This window comes from Massilia oculi (assembly GCF_003143515.1).
Taxonomy (GTDB): Bacteria; Pseudomonadota; Gammaproteobacteria; order Burkholderiales; family Burkholderiaceae_D; genus Telluria; species Telluria oculi.
The window spans coordinates 111920-133877 of record NZ_CP029343.1 but is presented as its reverse complement, the minus strand read 5'-3'; the positions used below and the strand labels follow the sequence as shown (position 1 = coordinate 133877).

Here is a 21958-nt window from a genome sequence, read left to right as displayed (position 1 = left end):
CCGGAAAAGATGGCACTGACAAAACAACAGGCGGCATTGGCTGCAAAGCTGTCGGCCTTATTGACCGACATCCCTGCCGGCGTCGAACTTATCTTGCGGCCTGGGCGCGCCGACTTGGTTACGGCCGAATTTAAGGACCGCGTCTTGGACGAATCCGATCTTCACCTGGCGCCGGCATTGATTGAACGCGCCTCGCTTTTCATGATGCGTATCGACGGTCGTATCGTCCCCATCAGTGAAGCAATCTAGACCAACGGAAAACTGTGACTACTTTTGCTGAACGATTCAAGCTGGCTCGCGAACATTCCTGCCTCTCGCTAGCGAAAGTCGGGGAAGCTATCGACGTCAGCGCGCAGGCGGCATGGAATTACGAGAATCGTCCTGATGGCGGCATTTCAGCCAGCCTCTTGTTTCCATTAGCGGATGTGCTCGGCGTTGAAGCTCGATGGCTCGCGACGGGCAATGGCACAATGCTAAACGATGAGACGCCGCCTCTGGAGGTCCGTCGCGTAGAAAAACTCGCCCGCAATCTGGCGGCACTAACAGATGAAAAACTGCACGCCGTGTCAGTGCTGCTTGGGATCAAACTACGATAGGAAAACGAACATGCAATCTGATCCAATCCAGGCTCAAGACAGAGCATCTGCCATTGCACTGATTGAACGGCAGAAAAGTAAGCTAGTCGAGTTGGACTATCAATCTGGCAGCGATGACTATTCCCATCTTGCTCGATTGGGCCAGCAACACGGTGTAACGGTGCTGTTCGCCCCTCAGCAAGCAGTTTTGATCGATAGCCTGGACGGCCTCCGTCGAGGCCTTGAAGCGGCGAAGACCACTTGGCGTTCGCGCCAGCTGCTCTGCCAGTTCAACCTGAATGCGATTCCTGCTGACGACGCCAAGCAGCTCTGGGCCCGCGCATCTCAACTGGGCGATCTCATCGTACCCGCAAACGGAATTAAGGCCCTGCAAGTGCACTGGAAGTAAGCGATGAGTGCGAAAATTGCGGCTGCGGCCCTGATCCAGTTTGACGTCGACGCGGCGGCTATGCTTCCCACTTCGGGCGAGGTGCTTGACGATGTGGGCGCGATCGCTCTCGGCAAGGCGTTGCGCAGAACCTGGACCCTTTCCCTCGCGGCCGCCGCGGCCGGCGTTAGCGAACAGCAGGTCGTTGCAGCAGTTCTTCAACATCACACGCGCTGCGGAACGTCCTTGGTATGCCAGGGGTATGCCTAGTCAGCGTCCAAGAGCGAACCCGAAAAAAATGAGAACTGATCAACGTAGCGGTGTAGTGGTGACTGAAACTAGCGAGGCTGAACTGCGGCTCCAGGAACGCATTCGGCAAGCTCAGCAGGAGGCGGTTTCGGAAGTTTTGCTTCCGACTCCCAGCCCAGATCTCCTGCAACGCGTTATCGAAGATGCTGATGGTTTTGCTGAGGCTGCGACTGCAAAGCACCTCGACCCGGCTTCCCCACCGGTGGCTTGTTCGACCGGCTGCTCACACTGCTGCTACCAGCTTGTCTCAGTGTCCGCACCGGAGGTATTCCGAATCGTCCGCTACCTGCGAGCATCGACGTCACGCATTCAAATGGAAGAAGTTGTGGGGCGCGTACGAAGCCTTGACAAGGCAACTCGCGGCACCAGTTTGAAAGCACGGGTCAATATCAAAAAACCGTGCGCGTTTCTAAGCGCAGATGGTTGCTGCACGATCTACGCGGTACGGCCACTAGCCTGCTCGGAGTTCACATCGTACGACGTCCAAGCTTGCAAACGAGGCAAACGGATTGGCTTCAAACCATTCGGGCTGATTCATGAGAAAGCTCGCATGATTGCTTTCAACGCAGTGCGGCAGGGACTGCAAGATGGTCTGGCGATTGCCGTTCCTGAGGCAGACACTAATTGGCTTGAGCTTACCGCTGCAGTTAGCACTGCGTTAGATCATGCGGCTCCAGAACAGGCATGGTTGAGTGGCGAGAACATCTTTGCAAAGTCGCATCTAAGTCAGTCCGGGAATCGCTAATGGATCGCTGCCGAACATGAAGGCGCCCTGTCAAGACTGCCCCTTTCGCAAAGACACTTTGAAGGGTTGGCTGGGTGCTGAACGGATGTCGGACATTTTGTCGGCCGACTCGTTCGTTTGCCGCAAGAAGACGGATAAGCAGTGCGCGGGCCGCATGCTCATCAACCGCCCCGATAATGCATTTGTCAGGCTCGCAGCGCGGCTCCGTCTGACGCTGCACCTGGCCGGCGCGGATAAGGTCTTTACAAGCAAAGCGGCCTACATTGAGCATCACCAGAACTGACAAGGAAAAGGCCCAGCAGCGCCCATTGCCCCGCTTGACGGGGCAGCAGCATTGAGAAGGCCGGCACGGTGCCGACTTAACAAGGACATGACGAATGAATACTATCAGAGCAATACTGGACACCTACCTAAAAAAGGACGCAGAAGGTTACTTCAGATCGATCACAATCTATACGCGCGGAGGAAACCAATTCAGCGGCACGCTCTCGCAGTGGGATCCAATGAAAGCGCCGAATGTGGTGAACATCACGTCGGATTCGGGCACTGTTTGTTTCGTTAATGTGGCTGACATCGAGGCCGTTAGCACCTGACCACAGCAAAGCGGAAAAATATGAGTTCTCTGTTCTTTACCGACACGCAATTGGAAGCAATTGCTGCTGCGCTCGGTGATACCTCAAGCGGGCTAACAGGCTCAGAAATCGGATTTCTGCTCAGCGCGAGCCGTATCACGGACGTCGATCCGAGCGCGACCAAACGCATTCGGCTCTACAATGCTTTCGCTCTTGACCAGAATAGCAGACAGGATAGGCTGCATGTACTCGCGTTCATCCGGAAGTCAATGAAGCCTGAACGATACGTATCCAACCCTGATCGCTTCGAGCCCATGCGTGTTCGCCTGAACCAAGCTCTATTGTTCGCTGGGTTGGCAATTGATCATAGTGGCTTGCTCCAAGAGGTAGCGCAGGCGCGCACAATTTCGGAGGCAAGGGTCCGTGCTGAAGAGCTTCGCGCCGACCTGGTGAAACGAGGCGTGCACGCTGACGTCCTAAAATTCTGTAGAGAAGAGCTTCTGGTAAACAACTACTTTCATGCAGTTTTGGAGGCCGTAAAGAGTGTTATGGACAAACTCCGGTCGAAAAGCGGACTTAATGAAGATGGTGCGGCGCTTATTGACAAGGCACTTGCGGGTGAATGTCCTCTGGTTCGTATCAATCCATTGTCGACCGACAGCGAACGAAGCGAGCAAAAAGGGTTCGCAAACCTGCTACGAGGAGTCGCCGGAATGTTCAGGAATACGACTGCGCACGAAGCCCGCATTCACTGGAATATGTCTAAGGATGACGCCGAGGATTTGCTGTCGATGGCGTCCCTAATCCATCGCCGGCTCGACAGGACTATCACCTAGGAAAGTATGAATAACATGTCAAATGTCATCCGCGTCTCCTTTGATGTTCAAACGCTGCTTGACTACAAAGTAGACCAGAAAGTGTATCAAGACCGGTTGGCTGCGGCGCTTCCAAATCATCGTCTCGAATTTTCGTATGCTCCCCCAACTAGGGATTCCATATACGTCACTTTCGCGATCAGCATCGTTGGTGGCGAAAATCCCAAGCTGGTTTTTGACGCAGCAAAAGCGATCTGGCCCAGCGTTCGTAGAACCTCAGTTCAGCACTCAGAGAATTGCGAGACTGTCGGACGTGCGCAAAATGACAGTGATTGAGCTAGGAAAAAAATGCGACAAAGAAAACGACGAAGGGCGTTGAATTGGAAGCGCCTTGGGACCACGAAGCAGGAACAAGAGCGGGTACGACTAAAGCAAGACTATGCGAAAAAGCGTGTGGAGATTCGCGCACAATATGACAGCCTTAATGCTAATATCGAGTTCAAGCAGGACGGCCGCGTGTGCGCCCGAACAAAACTTAGCACTAATTGTGATAACCGACTCCCTGGTCCGGCGAAATGTGCAATCTGTAATCCGTCTGGAAAGCTCTAGGAAAACACTGAACAAAGCGACCGGAACGGTCGCTTTCAAGAAGATGGGCCTAAGCCCGAGCGGCGCCTCGCGTAAACAGGGGCACTGAAAGAGAAAACAAATGCGTCTCATCATTTCCTTGATTCTCCCCTGGCTGACCTTCTTCACCATTGGGCGCCCTTTTGCCGGAGTCATCTGCTTGATCCTGCAGTGCACCCTCATCGGTTGGATTCCCGCGACTATCTGGGCCGTGTATGCGCTCAGCCAATACAAAACCGACCAGAAGATCGAACGCGCACTTCGGCAGCGCGGATGATCTACCGAAAAAATGGAAGTCGGTGAGCTATCAATAATAGAACATGGCGCAAGCCCCGCACCGGCCGGTGGCCGGCTAGGACAAAAGATGAAAAAGTGGATGAAAGGCCTTGCCCACGTTGCCGTCGCTGTGACACTCGCGGCATGCGGTCAGCAGGGCGGCGAGTATGTCGGCAATTGGCAGGCGAAGGAATACAAGAATCGCACGGCAGCTATCGAGCGAAATGGCGACAATTTCGTAATCAAAGTCACTGAGCCGTCCGCATTCCGACGAAACCATCTCGACACGCAAGTTCTCCCGGCAGTTTTCAAGGATGGCATGTTGGAGATATCGGGCTTTTTCGGTTCCTCCAGGGTCAGCTACGTCAAGGACACTGACACCCTACTCATGCCAACAGGCGCCGGGTCGATGGAATATCGTCGCGTCAAATGAGGGAACACCTTACGGTCCCGGAAAAGCAACCACGTGTTTCATCAACCAAAGAAGGAGACCAAGATGCGCAAAGTATTGGCCACGAGCCTGATGATCGTAGCATCGGCTTCCGGTATCGCAGCCCATGCTACAGAGGCTCAGATTCCTCGCACCATGGCTGACAAAGGCAAGTATTACCTGCTGGACGCGAAGACCAAAGGCGGGATTATTACCACGCTGCATAAACGTGTTGGCGTCAATGAAACTGGTTACTCGAAAACTGAGATCAACTGCAAGTCCATGCAGTATCGCGATATGGGCTACAGCGAGGACGGACCGGACAAGCTTACGGGCGCACCTGGCAGGTGGACCGACGTTCTCTCCGGATCGAGCAAGTCCGACTTGGTGAACTTTGTGTGCAGCCGAAAACCATAATCAGTCGTCAAGGAAATGTCACTTCGCAACTAAAGCGAAACTCTAGGGATTACGAAAAAATGAGCATGCAACCCCACCGCCGCGCTAGCGAAGATTACCAGAATCGCGTGGATGCACGCTTAGTCGAGCTGGGCTTGTCCCATTTCACCTCCACCGAATCTCCCGTCGTTGATGACTGGTCGTGTTCCGATTTGCTAGCTGAACACTGTGCAGAGTACATCGCTGAACAGCGTGCAAAGTATGCCGCAACGTCGTAATGGAAATCGCAAAGCAGCACCCGGCGCCCCGCTAGACGGGGCTGCGGCATTGAAAGGGCAGGCGCGGTGCTTTCCCCGGGAGTTAAACGCTAGGACAGTGCTAGCTTTCATATCCAACGAATCAGAGAGTAGAACATGAGCCAAGATACGTCGCCATTGCATAAGGTCAAGGAAGTACGTCACGTTTTTGAGCCTCAGCTGAATCCCTTGCTGGAACAAGGCTGGATTCTTTTGGCTGTCGGCACTGGGCAGGAACAAACTGGCCCGCAAGACTACTCGCCTTTCTTCCGATACAGCGTCGGTCGCATAGACTAACTAGCAGCGGAAAACGCCCAGTAGTACCCACGCCGCGTTCGACGCGGCTGTGCCAGCAGTGGAAGGGGGGGCGTGGTGCCAGCCCAAGGAATGAATGCATAGGAGAATTTGGATGTCAAAACTAGGGTTTGCGACGTTTGTTAGTGTCGGCTTGCTGAGCATGGCCGGTTCTGCGTCGGCACAGAATATTCCCTCGGCCTGTCAAATAGTCGTAGACGCGCTTCGCGCGTGTGTCGACAACTCCGTAGAGTTCTTGCAAATAGAGAAGCCAGACGAGGCGGAAGAACTCAAACGCCAAAAAGTACCCGAGACGCTCAGCAAGATGTTACGTGACTCCGTTACCCAACTAGGGGAGCGAGAAACTGCGGTCAATTGCGCTAAAAAACAAGCCAGACAGAACGCCTTCAACACGCTTTCATCGTTTGTTACCCCGTTGGGAATGGTAGGGGCATTAAATCCAGCATGTGCGAGTTCATATCAGAAGATCGGGCAAATTTTGCAGCGTATGGACTAAATCGGAAAACTGCGCTACGGCGCCCCGCCACCTGACCGGAAGTCGGGACAAGTAGAAGATCATTTATGAACTCAGCTCAGCGATTACATCATCTGTTCGTGCAGTTTCGCTCGATCAAGCCGGAAACGTCGGTTCGCAATATGCCACCAAGCGGGGTGGACGCCTGGTCAACATTATTTGAAAGGCACGGGCCGGCAGGGCTGGAACTTGACGAGATTGCTGCTGAGTCTGCCCTGGCAGTAAATCAAGAGGTTGCTCATCTGGGGGTGCTGCTGCGTGATCGTGGAGTTCCCGTGGAACTATATCAACCCCATCTCACACAACTTAAGTCGGTCACTTCGACTCGTAATATGCACAGTCATTGGGATGACATTGCGAAGATGGTTCGGGAGGAACAAATCGTTATGCTTCAGTGGGCTGGGTTTGTCTTAGGCCCGGACGGATCGACAGATATCGCAGACGAAGTAAAAACGCTTGCAGTTGAGATTGATAAATTAATTTCTGATATCGAAAGCTCGAATCTCCCAAGCACTTTGAGGCTTTTCTTACTGCGCCATCTTCGGGCCATTCGCAGCGCGTTGTGGAACTATAAAGTTTCTGGAACGGAGCGGCTGCGTGATGCAATGCAAAGTATTAACGGTATAAGTGGCCATGAGGCGGCCACGCTATCAGAAGTTACACAAGGGCTGTCTGAGCAGGAGCGGAGCATCATGCAGCGGGTGGGTAAGGTAGTCGGCGATGTTGCGAACGCCTGTGACATTGCAACAAAGATCCAGGGCGGCTATGCACTTGCTGCGACTGCCGCGACTATGCTTGGGCTTTCGGGATAATTCCAAGGAGAACTGTGCTATTAAGATGAGTTCGAGTAACCAAATTTGCGAAAACGGTGGCCTGATGCGTCCACCTTACCGGGTTAAATATCCGTCGGGAGAAAGCTATCCAAAAGTACGGATCTCTGGGGATACCTCTGGTGATCTGACGCTGCAGGTTCTGCTATCGAGTCGGCAAGACGACAAGGTCGCGCTGATGATCAATTACGGTCCGTCGCGAGTCAGTTTTATGGACCTTGTAGGTAACGGTCCTGAGCCGATTTCTAGAAATCGGCATCAGAAGGGCTACGGTAAGCTCTTAGTCAACCTCGCCATTCAGGTATTGCAGCGATCTCCATGGATCAATTCGCAGACGCGGATCCATGGCACTATAACCGACGACCGCCCGGCAGTTGCAACCTTCTGGCGCAACTTCGGCCTGTCTGTAACTGGCCCTGGAGAAGGCAAGCACGGTCTAATTTCGGGAAAGCTCGGCGACCTAGAACCGGTACAGCGCGACTATCGCGCCGGAGACGTCTTTCCGTTGTCATTAAAGCTGTCACACTTTGTGAGTGCCTGAACGTAAAGGAAAAATAGCGCGGTGTTTTTCCCGCTCTCGAAACATCGAAAAAGCATACAAAATTATACGCCGCGTCCTAACCGATATTCGCTAAAGGCTCATATGAAACGCACTGAAGTATTTACTCCCAACGATCTACCCACTGTCACCTTGGTTGGTGAACATTTAAAAGAAAAAACCAAGATCCTTGAGCAAAATCTCGAACTTGGCGGTAGCGTGATTGTGATTTCCGGGCCATCCAAATCGGGAAAAACTGTTTTTGTCGAATCAGTAATAGGTCGCGATAACTTGATTCATGTAAGCGGAGCAAACATTACAGCAGCTGAGGAATTATGGAGGCGGATCTTTACAGTCATCGGTACTCCAATTCCTTCCACCGCGCTCGACTCGAAAATTTCAGAGGTAAACAGCAGCGCAAGCATTGAAGGTGGTGTGCCACTTGTGACCAAGGGAACGGTGAGTCTCGGGGGAAAATGGACTAGTACAGGGAGCACAACGGCCGACGTTCGCCCAGATTACTTAGCTCTTCTAGTAACGGAGCTAAAGGGTAGCGGACTTGTCGTCTTTGTTGACGATTTCCATTATATTGCGAAAGAAGTTCAAGTCCAAGTTGCTGAAGTAATAAAAGAAGCCGTACGCCAGGGGGCGCAGTTCATACTTGCCGCTGTCCCGTATCACTCCGATGACGTTGTAATTGCGAATGCGGATCTTCGAGGGCGTATGTTAAATCTCGACTTCGATTACTGGGACGCACCTGAACTGTCAAAAATCGCCTCAAAAGGTTTCAAAGAACTGAATATGCAGGTTTCCGATTCGATAATTTCAGCATTTGCTATGGAGGCTGCTGGCTCTCCCCAACTTATGCAATCGTTGTGCCTCAATCTGTGCTTTGAGATCGACGCTAAGGAAACGACGCCTGAGAAACTTATCGTAACAGGTACTATTGATCTGATTGATAGAATCTGTCGTCGTGCCGCACAAACAAATGATTACCGTTCGGTAATGCGAGTTATGAAAGAAGGGCCTAAGGTTCGTGGTACAGATCGCAAACCGTATGTACTGAAAGATCAAACTGCTAGCGACGTCTATCCAATTATAGTAAAAGCGCTCGCCTTTCCTCCTCCTCAACTTACCTTAAGTTACCCTGACTTACTTAAACGCATTTCAGATGTGTGCCTCCGCGAGCACCCTCAAGGGTCGAGTGTAACTGGCGCGTGCGCCCATATGTCCGCACTCGCAAACGACGCAGCAAATGCTGCAATCATTGAATGGGATGGAGATAAAGACGTTCTTGATATCCGCGACCCATATTTATTATTTGCTCTTCGATGGAGCGAATCTAGCTAACAGCACTTCAGTGCCTGCCATAAAAGAAGCCAGACTAAACGCTCGCTAATATGAATCGCAACGTCGCACGTGCAAAGCTCTGAGCGGCGGCCAAACGCTACGGAAAACGATATGGTGCCGAGAAGGCGCCCCGAGCCGGCCGGAAGCCGAGAAGAGATCGCAAAAAATGAATATACGGCTTCTAAAATCTATCTTCGTTCTGTCGCTCGCTCATCTATCCCCAGCTGCATACGCTCAGACGGAAGAACTATGCCTTGGCATTGGAAAGTTCGCCCAGTCAGCCGCAAACCTTATGCACCTTGGTCAGCCCGAAGAACAAGTATTGGCGAGCATGCTCGATCCTGCGATGTCCGACTTCAAACGCCCAAAAGCGCAGCAGAAGATGCTTGATGAACGGGATACGGCTGTCGTTAACTGGGTCTATACAGTCGGCCCGAGTGCACAGCATGCGCGAGCGACTGTCTACGCGAAGTGCATGGCCGGAGGTCTCGGTTCACTGGATATGGCCAAGTTCAAGGCGGCCGGCAAGAACAAACAACGTTAGCGGAAAAGATATGGGCTACAGAAACTCTATTGACCCCTATGTCACAATGCTGAAGCAATCAGAGCGCAAAGCTGTAGGCTACGGTGTTCTGGCCGTCTTCTTGCTGGTTCTCGCCGTTGTGGCGAGCGATATCGGTGGCAACGATGCTGGGCAATTCTCGGTCTTAGTTGAACCGGTTCGGTCTACGGTCAGCGCCTTCCTACTAGGTGGCAGCGGGCTTTCGATCTTGGCCGCGATATGGTTTATCGGTCGGTATGTGTACTTCGTCAAATGGCCTGAACGGTTTGAGTGAGCATCAAAGGAAAAATGAATACTGATCATAAATCCACTGGGTCAAGTAGCCGCTTCCTTGAGCGGATTATAGGCGTTGCTGGCGGAGCGATTTTAGCTGGTAGTTTAGGGATATGGATATTCAATTCATTAGATCGGCATTTCCCTAACGAGTTAGTTGCCGCGATCGCCGGTATGGCGGGAGGATTGGTAAGCATTCTTCAACGACGCTGGAATAGACGGAAGCAGCAAGGTGAAAAGATTGATTGAACTATTTTTCAAGTACAATAATCAGCTTGCCGTCATCTTATTTATTCTATGTTTTTTAATCATATGGATTAAAAATCTGAGCTCATCGGCAAGCCCGCGCTTAGAGGCCCTGCTGAATGGTGCTCTCGCAGGGGCGACGATTCCAACAGGATTTGCACTGATCTTCTGTGCAATTGATCCTTCGTATGTATCGCGTTTAGAGGGAATAAACGTAAATTTATCCGTTGCTGGTGTTGTACTGGTATTCATAGCAATCCGTGGAATCATGGGCGCGATTGAGCGACCTAGTAACTAATCTGCGATTAACCCTTTGTATATCGGAAAAGCATGAGCAAGAAAAATCCATCGCGCGACCGTGATGAAGTGTACGGACAGTGGGTCGCACGCCCGGCAGAGCAGCGGCGTCGCGCTGGTACAGAAACGTTTATTGATGACCTTTGGAACAGTGGCGTGCGACTGGCTGGCTCGCAGTTCGACCACTACCAGCATGTAATGGATGTTATTCGTTCGAAAGTTACCAACTAAAAATGAGAACGAACGCAAAAACTTGGTCTGGTGGATGTTTGCTGACATGGTTGGTATTACGAGGCAACAGCGGCCGATCTGCACAGGATTCATGCAGAAGATGCTGGAAAGCTCGCGATGTCGATCCCCGTTTCCGGATCGGCTGGCAAGGGTACTAGTGTCGCAGCAAGGATTAAGAGCATCGGTCTTACTATCACCGGTGGCCGAGGTACAGCTACGACTTGAAAGCAGAGCTAGAACAACCGAGCGATGAGGTAGGCGATCTCCACTTCACGATTCAGGCAACGCAGCCATCGCCGGACTTCAAACGAACGACATGCGATATGTGGGGCGATGCCGACTTCATGAAACGCAACGGTAAGTTCTATCCAGAGAATCGTACGGCAAACTGGCTCATGACGGGCGAGTGCTCTACGCGCTTTGCCAAACCACGCTGATAGTCCTGGGAAACACTTTGAATCTTCTTGACGCCTTTGGCCGCTGGTTTCTATGTCGTGTTGGCCAGCACACGGAGCCGTGCGGTTACGGGGTAGATGCCTGTGCTCGTGGATGCGGGTTCAAACACAACCCAGCGGCGCGGCGCCGTTGGCGAGTGATATTTCGCTCTGGCGAAGTTTTTGAAGTCGAGGCAGTCAACGAGTATCACGCGGGCAGCAAGGTCGTGTTTGGAGACACGGCGACTGCGGTGCGAATTATTGATGGAGAAGCGATCGAACCACCGACCAAAGTGCATCGCGACAAGATGGAACGCGTTGAGTCGCTCGCATAAAGGAAAAATATGAAAACACCGATTTGCGTATACGTCGACAACTCAAATATCTTTCACGAGGGTCAGCGCTTTTCCCAAGAACAGAGAAGCGAAGATCGTCGGCTGTTCCGAATCCATTTTGGGCGATTCGTCGAACTGATCACTGAGAACCAGAGCACGCCCGAATTTTTAAGCTGCTGTTGACGACGAGTCGTCAAGGATTTTTAAAAGCTCAGACAGCGAAGGAATCGAATCGGAGCTTCTAAAGCCGAGCTTGCGGTCTAGTAAAAACGCTTGCATCCCGAACTCGCGAGGGCCCTCGACATCGGCTTTAACGCTATCACCAATCATAACGACGTCGCTAGGCGCACATTGCAGCCGCTGACAGACACTAGCATAAATGGCACGGTTTGGTTTGATTGCCCTGGTCTCAAAGCTCAAGGCGTAAGCAACAAAAACGAACGGCAATACCGCTGAGATGGGCGCGGCATAGTCGAGCACCAAATTTGAACACAGTGCCACTTTAAAGCCACGGTTTCTCAAGCTGTGCAGAACGGATAAGGCCTCTGGGAACGGCGTAATCGACGCAATCTCTGCTCTTAAGTCATTATACAGACGCTCATAGTCAGCGTCACCGAGCTGAATTCCTAATAAGTCAGCTGCTTGGCGCAAGTTGACCGGTTGGCTCATCAGAAGGGCTGCGTCGTTCACATCAGGCTTCCGACCCTGGCTGGCGCCAAGCTGGATCAGCTGACGAAAAGGCCTACGCTTGTCGCGAATCTCGACCACAGTATCGTAAGCATCTAATAAGATAACGCTGACCAGATTTCTATTAAATTTACTCATGTCTTTTTAGACCATTCTTCTAATTCAGCAGCTGCGCAAAACTGCTGGAGAGCAGCAAGGCGCCAGAGCTGCACTGCCACACCGTCGCCATTCACTCCGTGTATGTAGCCTAAGGCATGAGCACGCCTATAGCACGGAAGACGTCTTAGACGCGAAAATCGTCGCTTCACTCGCAGGTGGTACTAACTGCACGCCCCACCGCCTAAGCTTTTCCATTGCTAATTCGAGTCGATATTGCCTAATGCAACGAAAGAGTTCTTCATCAGAAATCTCAAACGAAGCGTCCGGTGGATTTAGAAGGTGCAGGACGAGCTCAAGCGGCAAGAGCAAAAAGTCTGGCTCCGTCTCTGCATCGGCGTTGATAACGCGTTCGACATCCTTGAGTGCCGCGTCCAGCCACTGGTCAGAGAGGTTCGAGGGTAGGGCAGCCGACGGCGGATTATCAAAGATCTCCCGCATTAGTTGCATTGAGTCATAGTTTCTTGGGCGCATGAGGTAGCCGGTACAAAAGGTTTGAGGCGTAGATGCCGTGGCCTATTTTGCCCGATTCTTCGATGATCTGGGCATGAGACTTGGTGGCAAAGATGACAATGCACAGCAGCTTATAGCGATTGGCACAGCGATCCGTGCTTGCCGCCGAGATCAAGGCATTTCACAGGAAGAGCTTGCTTATAAAGCCGAGATTGATCGTAGCCACATGGGCAAGATCGAAAGAGGTGAGCGGAATGTTAGTCTCCTGAATCTGATCCGTATATGTGCAGCACTGCACACCCTCCCGTCTAAGATCCTTGCTGATGCAAACTGCTAGAGTCGGGTGAGGCGATTGGCGAGTATGTAGGCGGTCAAGCAAATAGCTCTCATTCAATGCTGGTCCGGCCTTCGCCTAACGGTACGGGACTTGGGGCCAATGGGCGTACAGTAGAGTTCGGCAGTGCCCCAAGTGCGCCAAGGCTGTCTCTCACAGAACTATAGTCCTTATAAAACTTACCCCATTTGCTGAATCCGCCTAGTTCACCGACTGCGCGCAGCATCGCAACATGTGAAGCCGTCAGGAGCTGAACTGCCGCCTCAAGCTCGGCGATGCGCGCATCCTTCGCGGCCAGCGCAACAGATTGTTCTGTTCCGGACATGCGGGAAACCCGGCCGCTCCACCGACGATACATGTCCTGCTGCTCTCGGTACTTTGAAAGCAAAGCCATGCGGGCCGGGTGCCGCGTGATCGAGGAAGCCGCAGCGAGCGATGGGTGAAGTCGCGCAACTGCGCGTGCCGTGATGTCTGCATCCTCTGCAAGCAACTGTTCAAGAATTTTTACCATCGCATCGTCGGCAAATGGTTCGTTGTTTTCTGCTTTAGTCATCGAGTATTCCGTGTAAATCGGCATGCGAAAGGTCCACGCCATCGGGGAATGCTGGCTTGCCCGCCGGGGTAGCCAATAATGTTTGCACGCCATTAAGCCGCTGCTCGGCATGCTCCAGTTGGTTCCGCCAACCAATGCTGTTGGAGGGCCGCGCTTTAATGGTCTCGATCGCGCCTTTTAGCTTCCCTTCGAGGCGGATAAGGTTCGATCGATTCTCGGGCAGGTCAGTCGCCGAAAGATGGCGACAGCCAGAAAAACATTCAAGATGTTTGGGGCAGGGGTCGACTGTGAATGAGTTCAGACAGTGGCCGTAAGGAGTGGCGTGGAAACCGTCAGCCTCTGCGCGCAGAAATTCATAGGCCGCAGCGTCACCTTGGCTCCGCTGAATCTGGCGGAAGGAGTCAACAATCGGCCCGTTGGCCTTTCCAGCGGCAATCATCTTCGCAACCGTGGTTGCTTTTTCACCCAGCATGATTTCCAGATCGTCGGCCATCTCGATTTGGTCCAGTTCTTCAGCCAAGCTACGATGGTCATACTCATAGCTCTGCGCGACGCTTCTCCGGTTGAAGCGCTTCGAAATAATTGTGTCCGCCACTCCGAGTCGGAACAGCTCCGTATTTTGCAGGTGACGCAGAGAATGTGACTCGATCGTCAGAGCGCGGTCTTCGTCCGTTTGCCCGTATCTTTCGAAGATTGAAGGCAACTCCCTAGCACTGCCCAACGCCAAAGATACGAAGGTCGGATCTGGGCGATTCACGGAAATATAGCGTGTGACGTCACATAATCCGTCGTTACGTGTCGAGTCCCGTCTGATCGTAGACGCGTTTGACGAATAGATCAGGTTTGCGTTTCTGCCAATCCTTGAGCGCCTGAATCGGTGTCGTTGAGCCGATAGCTCGCTGCGGGATATGGTGGTTGTAAAGCTTGAGGTAATTGTGCAATGTGGTCTCCAGATCGGCCCTGCTATCGAAGCGGGTCTGCGCGATCAGCTCACTGATCCTGCCATTGAAGCGTTCCACCATGCCGTTAGTTTGCGGGTGGCGCGGAGGCGCCAGGCGATGCTCGACTTCCATGCTGCCACATGCCTTGTCGAAGGCGTGATTGCCGCTGGGCTTCTTGTCTTTGGTGGCGAAGCGGTCGGTAAATTGCGAGCCGTTGTCGGTCAGTATCTTGGTGATCTTGATCGGCGATGCGAGCTTCAAACGGCGCAGGAAATCGACGCTACTACGTTCAGTCATATCGTTGTAAATATGCAGAAAAACCCAGCGCGTCGCGCGGTCAATGGCAACAAACAGGTAGCGGCGTGAGGTTTCGTCAGGCATCTGTGGCAGGTACTTGATATCGACGTGCAGGAAGCCTGGCTCATAGTCCTTGAAGGTCTTCTTGGCCTTGATCGTTTCGCCTTCAGCTTGAGGGATCACGTCCTCCAGTCGTGCCATGCCTTCGCGTTTGAGCAGTCGCGCAATGCCTGAACGAGAGACCTCGGGATTGATGTATTGCCGGGTGATGTAGAGCAGGTCGTCGAGCGGTAAGTAAAGCGTCTGGCGCAGGGACAGCACGACCAGTTCCTGGGCTGCGCTCAGGGTCGTATGCAGGGTGTGAGCACGATGCGAGCGGTCTTGCACGTCGTCCCGCTTGAGCCATTTGGCAGCGGTGGCCCGAGTGATATTGAACACCTTGGCCGCTTGACGGTCGGACAGGCCGGAATCCTTGATCTCCTGACGGATTTTTGGCGTGGTGCGGGCTTGCGGGTGAATGCGTGAACTCATGCTCGATATGGTGATGTTCTGCGAGGGGCTGATGAACGATGCGGGAAGCCAGCAATTATCTCATCGAGCACGGCCTTTGCACGGAACAAGGCCATGCTGCGACGGGGAACATGATCACACGAAACTAAACAACTAGCCTTTGGGCCGCGGTGTGTCTTAGATCAGTAGCAGTGCCGATCTCGACAGACCCTAATATCGCTCTCACTAGGTTGGCAATGCGCAGACTGACTTCTGCACTCGACTGTACCAGGAAGAATTTTCCGCCTTCTTGATCATCGCTGGCATTGCTCCTTGCTTGCCATGCCGCAAAAAGGGGAGCCCACTCAAGTTTCACCCGACGGGTCATCGGGATGCGACTAGCGTTGGACCGTTGCTTTGCAGTGTGAAAGGTCAGATGAACAGTCGGGCTATCAGAACCCTTGTCATGCCAGATCCGAACATGGCTTCGCTCAAGCTTTGCAATTTGTATAGGACGCATTGCGAACTGATACGAACAAGTTAGCATAAGGGTGTCAGCTAAATCATTCATATTGCGATCGCTGGTACACTCCTTCACCGAATCGACGGCTAAATCCAAGTGTCGGACTATCAGAGCCTCTTCTTCAGCAGACAAAAAAACGTCACCAGCACGGACGCCAACATATTTATCAACGGCTGGCAAGGGCAGGGCAGTACTTAAGAACGTCTGGTAGCTCTCTGACCAACCGTTAAATCTAATTTCGCATAGCATTCGCAGCAAAGTTTTAGCGCATCGATACGCATGGTGCGAATAATTGCGAGCCCGGAACTCTTTCCAGAACAGTGCGATACCTGTAGGGCCAGCCTCTACTAAAGTGCATATGTCCGAATAGGGCAACGGGTAAGCCCTCGTAACGTATAACATCGCGGTTCCCACACTGCGATCCATCCCCAGGATGAATACGAATAAGTGCTTAAAGAGCAAGGCACTCCGCGGGTGAAAACGCGCGAAATCAACGTTTGTCGAAGCACCATTAATCGAAAGCTCAAATCTTGTCTGTTTCTCTGGCGCCGGGATTGATCGAAGCTCGTCGTCGAAGTCGTCATAATAGCGAATCACGGGCGGAAGCTTCGGTAGGGCAACGTATAAGCGCTGCAAGATATCGTCATTGACAACATCGCCGTCGCCTTTAAAAAGTTGCTGTTGATTCCAAATACTCATTCAATGTCCTTTGGGCAACGACCTCAGTAGCTCTACGCGCGCGTCAAAGGCATCGTTCCACACATCGGCCAGCCGGTCCTCAAACACGGCACGTGCGTATCTCGATGGCATCAAGGACGTTTTGGACCACCTGAAAAATGTGCGCAATTTCTGCAATGCTTCAGGCGTTTGTTCGCCGAGTCGAATTAACTGATGGAGTCGGGCGACCGCACAAGTATGGCGCAGGTCATGTGGGGTCACTGACTCTTTTCCGGTCCTGTCCCGCAGTTCCTTTAGCGCTTGCTTCGGGAGATTCTCGGTTACAAGTGCAAATGCTTTTGTGAGGGCTTCCGTTGAAAGTGGCATGCCTGTTTGCGAATTCAAGAGATAGGAATGATTTGCGCGCCCGCGGTAATTTTGCACATACGTTTCAATAATGTCTGTTGTCGTGTCGCTTACCGGAATTTGACGTATCGAGTGGATTGTCTTAATGCTCGGTTTAGAATATCGCGGATCAATATAATTTTTTTCGTAATCGTTTTCACGGACATTGATCCAGTGTTTCATCCTATTGTGTTTGTGGTCAAATGCGCTTTTCACCGCGTCCGTAGGTAACAACAGCACTTCACCACGACGAAGCCCTTGATGAAGCATGAGAACGAATGCTACGAAAATGCGCCACCGGGTTGCTTGGCGAGTGAACGGATTTCTATTAGAGCTGGGGTCTAATAGTGTGTATAACGCCTCGACAGTGCTAGCAGGCAAGGACCGGATTGATTCAATGGAGCTGGTTCGCCGCACATGCAATTGACCATACAGTGTCTTGAGGCGGTGTAATCGTCGCTCTATCTGAAGGATTCGTTCATCCGAAGCGCTTTTTGACAACCAACCTATAACGGAAAACACGAACCCAATACCTGTGTGCCAAAGGACTTCGTCATTTTTAGTTCCGGTGGCATGGTTGCGAAGGGACATGAACCACGATTCAAGGATTTTTGATAACGCCTCGTCATCGAGTGAGCCCAGCGCGTTATCCAGGGCGGAACTGCCTAGCAAGTTGTCTGCATGCTGGTACAAGCACTCGATGCAGCGAAGCTTCTTGATGTGAGTCGAGTCAGCTAACTGAGCAGTCGAGAGCGTCGACCATACTGTGGCCCAGTAACGCGGTATCCCGGTCGCGTCGACCAGGATCGGGCCATGAAGGTCACGGGCGGCAAGAACGTCGGAGAGTTGAAAAAGCACTGACAGCAAGGCAGAAGTTGAGCAACAAGCAATTGTACCATTTAGGCATTAGGTGTTGCGGTAACTGTCGCTGAGTACTCGTACCTAAATCAGGTGACGTAATTTTCGACTAAGTGACTGAATTGTTTGGGATTCGTGCAAGAGTCATCTATTTTGAGTACTTCGGCATTTCTCTCGTCGGCAACATTGTACCTAAATATGGTGACTTAGTTGATGGGATCGAATTCAAACCTATAGATGTAGACTTAGCGCACATCCCCGCATTTTCCTTGACCTGCTAGTTAGCAAGACGTTGGCAGCACTGGGCAAATTGAAACCAGCTCAGCTTTCAAATATCCTCGCAATAGTCACCCTCCGTACGAAGTTCAAGCTTCATGGATTTAGCAAAACATCGAGCATCAATCGCATTCAATTTTCCTTATCGAAATACCAATTTCCAGGAGTAATCATAATGCTCCTTGGTAGAGCTGCCGACTCGGCTACGCCGATTTGATCCATAGTTAGTTATTGATGTCGGAAAAAGTTACTTTTCAGGTGCTTGGCGCGGAGGATCGCTACGGGACCGACCCACTGTCCTCGTAGGCATGGCAAAACCGAACCCTAGGCCAAGCAGCGTCGCCTTAAAAGTTAGTTTTGAGCGATTCGTCTAGACGTTATCTAGATAATCCGTAGTTGGTTGTTGACGTCGCAAAAAGTTACTTTTCAGGTTTGCGCGCGAAGGCGCTTTGCCACACAGATGCTCTGTCCTCGTAGAGATGGAGAAACGGCACCCTCGGGCCAAGCAACGGCGCCCTAAAAAGTTAGTTTTTGGCGAATCGACCAGGCGTTATCTAGACATCTGCCCTTACGAGCACCGCGTTCTTGTCTCGCAACTGAATATACGTGGTGCAGCCTTTGGAACACCAACGCAGATATTATCTGGGGCGGTCGTCGTAGCAGAGAAAGCAGTATCGCCAGCATTATCTAAACCCAGGGAATATTTTGCTTGCGGAATACCGAAAGCAGTTGTATAAACTGCATTCGCACTCAAAATCAGCTTCCGCCTTAAAACATGCGAGCAGCCGAAACTAACTTTGGCAGTGAATTGTATGCCCTAAGAATTCGCACAGGCGTGACGCAAGCAGACGTTGCCTCTCGTGCCGGATTGGGTAGAGGCTACTACTCGCAGCTGGAGAATTCAAGAAAGGGGCCGCCTTCGACGCTCCTCTTGTGCCGCATCGTCGAGGCGCTGGAACTGAGCGACGCTGAGTCGCACCGTTTGTTCGCTGTCGCGGTTGCAGATCGGTGCGCCGCGACTTGTCACAGTTCTGTGGCCTCGACCTCTATAGCACCACTCGTGAAGTCATTGATTCAATCGGCGCCCAGGATTACACACGAGCAAGCGGCGCGTATCGCAGCGATCCTTAAGGAGGAATAAATGTAGAAAACGACGAACCCCCTACAACTGAGATCCGCCGCTTTCTGGCCGAGATAGTATCTTCGAACGTGGAAATTCTAAGATATCGCTCTCCGGCCGGACGGTCAACTGTTGTTTTCAAAAAAGCTGCATCCGTCTATTAACTGGAGGGTAGAGCAATGGTGAAAGCAGTCTTAGAACCCGTTTGCGCAAGTGCACATGCGCGGGAAACTTTTACGCCTTTGTCCGTGATACGCAAACGCGCGGCCAAGGTATCGAATCTCTGGATCTTCGATTCCCCCAAGAACAATCGCCGCCTTACCGTGTCCGGTGACGTGCCCTTCATGCACTTGATGCTACTTGAAGGTGATACGGGCGTTGCTGGTTACGAACTCGTCGATGATCCTTTTAAAGTTGCTTCAAACAGTGATGCCGGCTATGTCAGGGTACGCAGCCGCGACGGCGCTGAGCATTGGATCGTCATAGCTCGTTCTGGGCGCTCTTCATCAGGCAAGGAAAGTGATCCCTCGATTCCGGAGGGTCTGCGAGAGAAGGCATCATCGGCCGGTGTAGAAGTTCATGCGCGCAGCGAACTTGAACTGCTTGGGAAAGAAGTCTTCCTGGACAACTGGCTCATGCTCTGCGCAATCATGACCCGTGTCAAAGCTTATCCCACGTATCGCGAAACCGAGCTGTTCTTGGCATTAATGTCTCGACATGGCGCGTTGCGCGTACAGGATGTCTTGGCCGACGCCCGGGCCGATCGGAGCATCATGCTTGCCGTGGTGGCCAGGGCGCTCCAGGAAGGCACGGTGCATACCGATCTGACTCGCCGCCTATTCGGAACTCACTCGCAACTCGACCGGGTGCGGTCATGAGTGTCCCACGTAGCCGGACCCTTATTCCTGCTGCCTTTGCGAACTTGTCGCAGTGGCCAGCACCTGATGAGGAAGTCCTGAACGAAGAAATCCTGCGTATTTACCGACCTCGTAAGCTGGCTGTCGCAATGTACGCGGACGGAGTAGCGCACGAACAGATCACAGCTGCTACGGCGATACCGCGCCAGAAGATTTTCTACCTGGTTGGCCGATGCATGGCTGGTGGTGAGGACGGCACGATCGCCGGCTTTCGTGCGCTGGTGCCTTGGAAGCGTTTGCGCGGCTACGAGCGACGTGCTCCAGTTGTCCATGAGCTAGGTGAAGGATCGGGTGGGTGTGCAGGTGCTCTATCGCAGCTGTTCGCGCGATTTCCCGAAGTGGAGCTACACATTCGGAACCGCTTTCTTGGCACTGGAGAGCGTTCGGTTCGAGTAGTTCGGATCAGCTACGCCGAGCTTCATGGTGAATTTCTTGACCAGCTACGCTCACTGGGTTTTACGTCGGAGGACTGGCCATTCAGTACGAAGAATTGCGGATACAAGTCTCTTCGGCAATTTTGTATCGGTTTGCTGAGCGAGAACGCAACGCGCTGGTTCTCGGCTCGCTCTGGAGAGGAAGCGGCGCGTCGACATGGGGTCGGTTCTGGGAGGCGCAGCCTTTTTCCGCAGCTTCGCGGCTATGGCGCCTGCCAATTAGATTTCCATAAAGTCGACGCAGCTTCAGTTCTGATCCTGGAGACCGAAGATGGCGGACGCTTGCCAGTACCGCTTGCTCGCTGGCACATCGGCTTTCTTATTGAGGAGCGATGGAATCTTGTGCTGGGCGCGTTTGTAGCGCTCGAGGGGAACCCGAGCGGGGACAGTGTGCTAGAGGTGGTCGAGTCCGCGATACGTCCACCGGCCGAAGAAAGCGATGCGGCTACTTGCCCATTAACTGTTGACGGCAAGGTTTTCCCCATACAAATCATGCCCGAGATAGCGTTCCAGGGCTTCGGCGTCCTGAAAATGGATAACGCATGGTCGAATGCGGCGACCGAAGTCGTCGATAACATAATCCGTACACTCGGTTGTGCGATCAATTTCGGTCCGGTCAAGGCGTGGTGGCGTAGGCATCCAGTTGAAAGGATTTTTGGCAAACTGAGCGAGCGTGGTTTAAAAAGACTGCCTTCCACATTCGGGTCTGGGCCAAAAGACACGCGCCGCAATAAGCCCGTCGAGCAGGCCGTGAAGTTCGAGATCACCATACGTGACCTCATTGATGTCATTTATGCCTGCATCAGAGAGCACAACGAGGAAGGGAATGAGGGTAACAATTTCTCTTCGCCGATAGGAGCGCTCCAGCATGGCTTGAATCGCTCCGATTCGGGAGTGTTTCTGCAGCCTTTACCCATTCCGGCGCAGCAAGACTTGAAGCTTCTTTCTCATGTCGAAGTTGTTAAGGTTTGCGGCAGCCGCAAGAATAACATCCGGCCTCATGTGACTCTCGGGCGATGGAAATATACAAACGCCGCGCTTGCGAACGCCTACGACCTCATCGACCGGCAACTCATCGTCTACTGCGATCGACGCGATGTCCAGGTCGCAAATGCGACCGTACTCGAGACGGGCGAACAGCTCGGCGCTCTGCAGGGCCCGGCGAACAAGCAAGGACACCATATTTCCTGGCGTAACCGTGCACTTATGAACCAGGCAGGTCTGTCGCAACGCCTGCATGAGAATTCGACGTCAGTGGCGGCACGCTGGTGCGATGGCAAGGCGGACGAACTGCGCGAACGCAGCAAGCGTGCTCGAAACGCCAAGCGCGCTTCTAAGGAAGCGCTCTCCCTTTCCAAGGTCCAGGCCGATCAAAAGCGCATCGGTGATAAAGCGGCGCTAGGGGACTCACTGATACCTTCCCCACCTTCAATCTTGCCAAAGACCGGTAGCTTCTTCGATTTCGAAGCTCCCAAGACTGGTCCTACTTATTTAGGAGATTAAA

Annotated in this window: 30 protein-coding genes; 24 read left to right on the top strand and 6 right to left on the bottom strand. The window is 52.5% G+C overall.

Annotated features, from left to right (window positions below; all coding sequences use genetic code 11):
* The first annotated feature begins 9 nt into the window (after positions 1-9).
* The 20 genes from DIR46_RS00580 (at position 10) to DIR46_RS26215 (ending at position 10585) form a co-directional block, all read left to right on the top strand.
* Positions 10-249, top strand: coding sequence for a hypothetical protein (locus tag DIR46_RS00580; RefSeq protein ID WP_109343509.1), 240 nt, complete (start codon positions 10-12; stop codon positions 247-249).
* A 14-nt stretch (positions 250-263) separates the two neighbouring features.
* Positions 264-596, top strand: a complete 333-nt coding sequence (locus tag DIR46_RS26265) for a helix-turn-helix domain-containing protein (RefSeq protein WP_162819348.1) — start codon at positions 264-266, stop codon at positions 594-596.
* Between the two features lie 10 nt (positions 597-606).
* Entirely contained in the window at positions 607-984 is a 378-nt protein-coding gene (locus tag DIR46_RS26260; protein WP_162819347.1) for a hypothetical protein, read from the top strand.
* A 3-nt stretch (positions 985-987) separates the two neighbouring features.
* Entirely contained in the window at positions 988-1233 is a 246-nt protein-coding gene (locus tag DIR46_RS26255; RefSeq protein ID WP_162819346.1) for a hypothetical protein, read from the top strand.
* A gap of 28 nt (positions 1234-1261) precedes the next feature.
* On the top strand, positions 1262-2017 hold the full coding sequence (locus tag DIR46_RS00570; protein WP_162819345.1) for a YkgJ family cysteine cluster protein: 756 nt from the start codon (positions 1262-1264) through the stop codon (positions 2015-2017).
* Between the two features lie 16 nt (positions 2018-2033).
* Complete coding sequence (locus DIR46_RS00565) at positions 2034-2300, top strand: DUF6283 family protein (RefSeq protein WP_109343506.1); 267 nt, start codon at positions 2034-2036, stop codon at positions 2298-2300.
* A gap of 330 nt (positions 2301-2630) precedes the next feature.
* Positions 2631-3425, top strand: a complete 795-nt coding sequence (locus tag DIR46_RS00560; protein WP_109343505.1) for a TIGR02391 family protein — start codon at positions 2631-2633, stop codon at positions 3423-3425.
* A gap of 15 nt (positions 3426-3440) precedes the next feature.
* On the top strand, positions 3441-3740 hold the full coding sequence (locus DIR46_RS26250; protein ID WP_162819344.1) for a hypothetical protein: 300 nt from the start codon (positions 3441-3443) through the stop codon (positions 3738-3740).
* A gap of 373 nt (positions 3741-4113) precedes the next feature.
* Positions 4114-4308, top strand: a complete 195-nt coding sequence (locus tag DIR46_RS00555; protein WP_109343504.1) for a YqaE/Pmp3 family membrane protein — start codon at positions 4114-4116, stop codon at positions 4306-4308.
* A gap of 87 nt (positions 4309-4395) precedes the next feature.
* Positions 4396-4740: an LptM family lipoprotein gene (locus DIR46_RS00550; RefSeq protein ID WP_109343503.1), complete on the top strand. Its 345-nt coding sequence runs from the start codon at positions 4396-4398 to the stop codon at positions 4738-4740.
* Positions 4741-4803: 63 nt separating this feature from the next.
* Positions 4804-5154: a hypothetical protein gene (locus tag DIR46_RS00545; RefSeq protein ID WP_109343502.1), complete on the top strand. Its 351-nt coding sequence runs from the start codon at positions 4804-4806 to the stop codon at positions 5152-5154.
* Positions 5155-5838: 684 nt separating this feature from the next.
* Complete coding sequence (locus DIR46_RS26245) at positions 5839-6240, top strand: hypothetical protein (RefSeq protein ID WP_162819343.1); 402 nt, start codon at positions 5839-5841, stop codon at positions 6238-6240.
* A 65-nt stretch (positions 6241-6305) separates the two neighbouring features.
* Positions 6306-7070, top strand: coding sequence for a hypothetical protein (locus DIR46_RS26240; protein ID WP_162819342.1), 765 nt, complete (start codon positions 6306-6308; stop codon positions 7068-7070).
* A 25-nt stretch (positions 7071-7095) separates the two neighbouring features.
* Positions 7096-7629: a hypothetical protein gene (locus DIR46_RS26235; RefSeq protein ID WP_162819341.1), complete on the top strand. Its 534-nt coding sequence runs from the start codon at positions 7096-7098 to the stop codon at positions 7627-7629.
* Between the two features lie 102 nt (positions 7630-7731).
* Positions 7732-8976: a hypothetical protein gene (locus DIR46_RS26230; RefSeq protein WP_162819340.1), complete on the top strand. Its 1245-nt coding sequence runs from the start codon at positions 7732-7734 to the stop codon at positions 8974-8976.
* Between the two features lie 292 nt (positions 8977-9268).
* A complete protein-coding gene (locus tag DIR46_RS00535; protein ID WP_109343500.1) occupies positions 9269-9520 on the top strand; it encodes a hypothetical protein in 252 nt (83 codons plus the stop codon).
* 10 nt (positions 9521-9530) lie between these two features.
* Positions 9531-9812, top strand: coding sequence for a hypothetical protein (locus DIR46_RS00530; RefSeq protein WP_109343499.1), 282 nt, complete (start codon positions 9531-9533; stop codon positions 9810-9812).
* Positions 9809-10060 carry a hypothetical protein gene (locus DIR46_RS26225; protein ID WP_162819339.1) on the top strand — a complete coding sequence of 84 codons (252 nt, stop codon included), beginning with the start codon at positions 9809-9811 and terminating at the stop codon, positions 10058-10060. Before DIR46_RS00530 ends, DIR46_RS26225 begins: the two co-directional genes overlap by 4 nt.
* On the top strand, positions 10044-10355 hold the full coding sequence (locus DIR46_RS26220) for a hypothetical protein (RefSeq protein WP_162819338.1): 312 nt from the start codon (positions 10044-10046) through the stop codon (positions 10353-10355). The genes DIR46_RS26225 and DIR46_RS26220 overlap by 17 nt, the downstream gene beginning before the upstream one ends.
* Positions 10356-10387: 32 nt before the next feature.
* Positions 10388-10585 carry a hypothetical protein gene (locus tag DIR46_RS26215; protein ID WP_162819337.1) on the top strand — a complete coding sequence of 66 codons (198 nt, stop codon included), beginning with the start codon at positions 10388-10390 and terminating at the stop codon, positions 10583-10585.
* Positions 10586-11522: 937 nt separating this feature from the next.
* On the opposite strand, the gene DIR46_RS00525 is transcribed toward DIR46_RS26215, so the two are convergent.
* Positions 11523-12179: an HAD family hydrolase gene (locus DIR46_RS00525; RefSeq protein ID WP_109343498.1), complete on the bottom strand. Its 657-nt coding sequence runs from the start codon at positions 12177-12179 to the stop codon at positions 11523-11525.
* Positions 12180-12744: 565 nt separating this feature from the next.
* Between DIR46_RS00525 and DIR46_RS00515 the strand changes: the two genes are divergently transcribed.
* Positions 12745-12987, top strand: a complete 243-nt coding sequence (locus DIR46_RS00515) for a helix-turn-helix domain-containing protein (protein WP_109347852.1) — start codon at positions 12745-12747, stop codon at positions 12985-12987.
* 49 nt (positions 12988-13036) lie between these two features.
* Here the strand turns inward: DIR46_RS00515 and DIR46_RS00510 are convergent, their stop codons facing one another.
* The 5 genes from DIR46_RS00510 to DIR46_RS00495 all read right to left on the bottom strand — a co-directional run bounded on the left by DIR46_RS00510 (position 13037) and on the right by DIR46_RS00495 (position 17521).
* Positions 13037-13561 carry a hypothetical protein gene (locus DIR46_RS00510; RefSeq protein WP_229446445.1) on the bottom strand — a complete coding sequence of 175 codons (525 nt, stop codon included), beginning with the start codon at positions 13559-13561 and terminating at the stop codon, positions 13037-13039.
* Positions 13530-14294, bottom strand: a complete 765-nt coding sequence (locus tag DIR46_RS00505; protein WP_229446444.1) for a hypothetical protein — start codon at positions 14292-14294, stop codon at positions 13530-13532. Before DIR46_RS00505 ends, DIR46_RS00510 begins: the two co-directional genes overlap by 32 nt.
* A gap of 34 nt (positions 14295-14328) precedes the next feature.
* Positions 14329-15306, bottom strand: a complete 978-nt coding sequence (locus DIR46_RS00500; protein WP_109343495.1) for an IS481 family transposase — start codon at positions 15304-15306, stop codon at positions 14329-14331.
* A gap of 124 nt (positions 15307-15430) precedes the next feature.
* Positions 15431-16486, bottom strand: coding sequence for a site-specific integrase (locus tag DIR46_RS26210; RefSeq protein WP_162819336.1), 1056 nt, complete (start codon positions 16484-16486; stop codon positions 15431-15433).
* Positions 16487-17521 carry a tyrosine-type recombinase/integrase gene (locus tag DIR46_RS00495; RefSeq protein WP_229446443.1) on the bottom strand — a complete coding sequence of 345 codons (1035 nt, stop codon included), beginning with the start codon at positions 17519-17521 and terminating at the stop codon, positions 16487-16489.
* Between the two features lie 1237 nt (positions 17522-18758).
* On the opposite strand from DIR46_RS00495, the gene DIR46_RS27830 reads away from it, so the two are divergent.
* From DIR46_RS27830 to DIR46_RS26200, 3 genes are all read left to right on the top strand, one after another.
* Positions 18759-19124, top strand: a complete 366-nt coding sequence (locus tag DIR46_RS27830; RefSeq protein ID WP_109343494.1) for a helix-turn-helix domain-containing protein — start codon at positions 18759-18761, stop codon at positions 19122-19124.
* Positions 19125-19282: 158 nt separating this feature from the next.
* Positions 19283-19981: a hypothetical protein gene (locus DIR46_RS26205; protein WP_162819335.1), complete on the top strand. Its 699-nt coding sequence runs from the start codon at positions 19283-19285 to the stop codon at positions 19979-19981.
* Positions 19978-21957 (top strand): hypothetical protein, encoded by a 1980-nt coding sequence (locus DIR46_RS26200; RefSeq protein ID WP_162819334.1) that lies wholly within the window; start codon positions 19978-19980, stop codon positions 21955-21957. Before DIR46_RS26205 ends, DIR46_RS26200 begins: the two co-directional genes overlap by 4 nt.
* Position 21958: the final 1 nt, after the last annotated feature.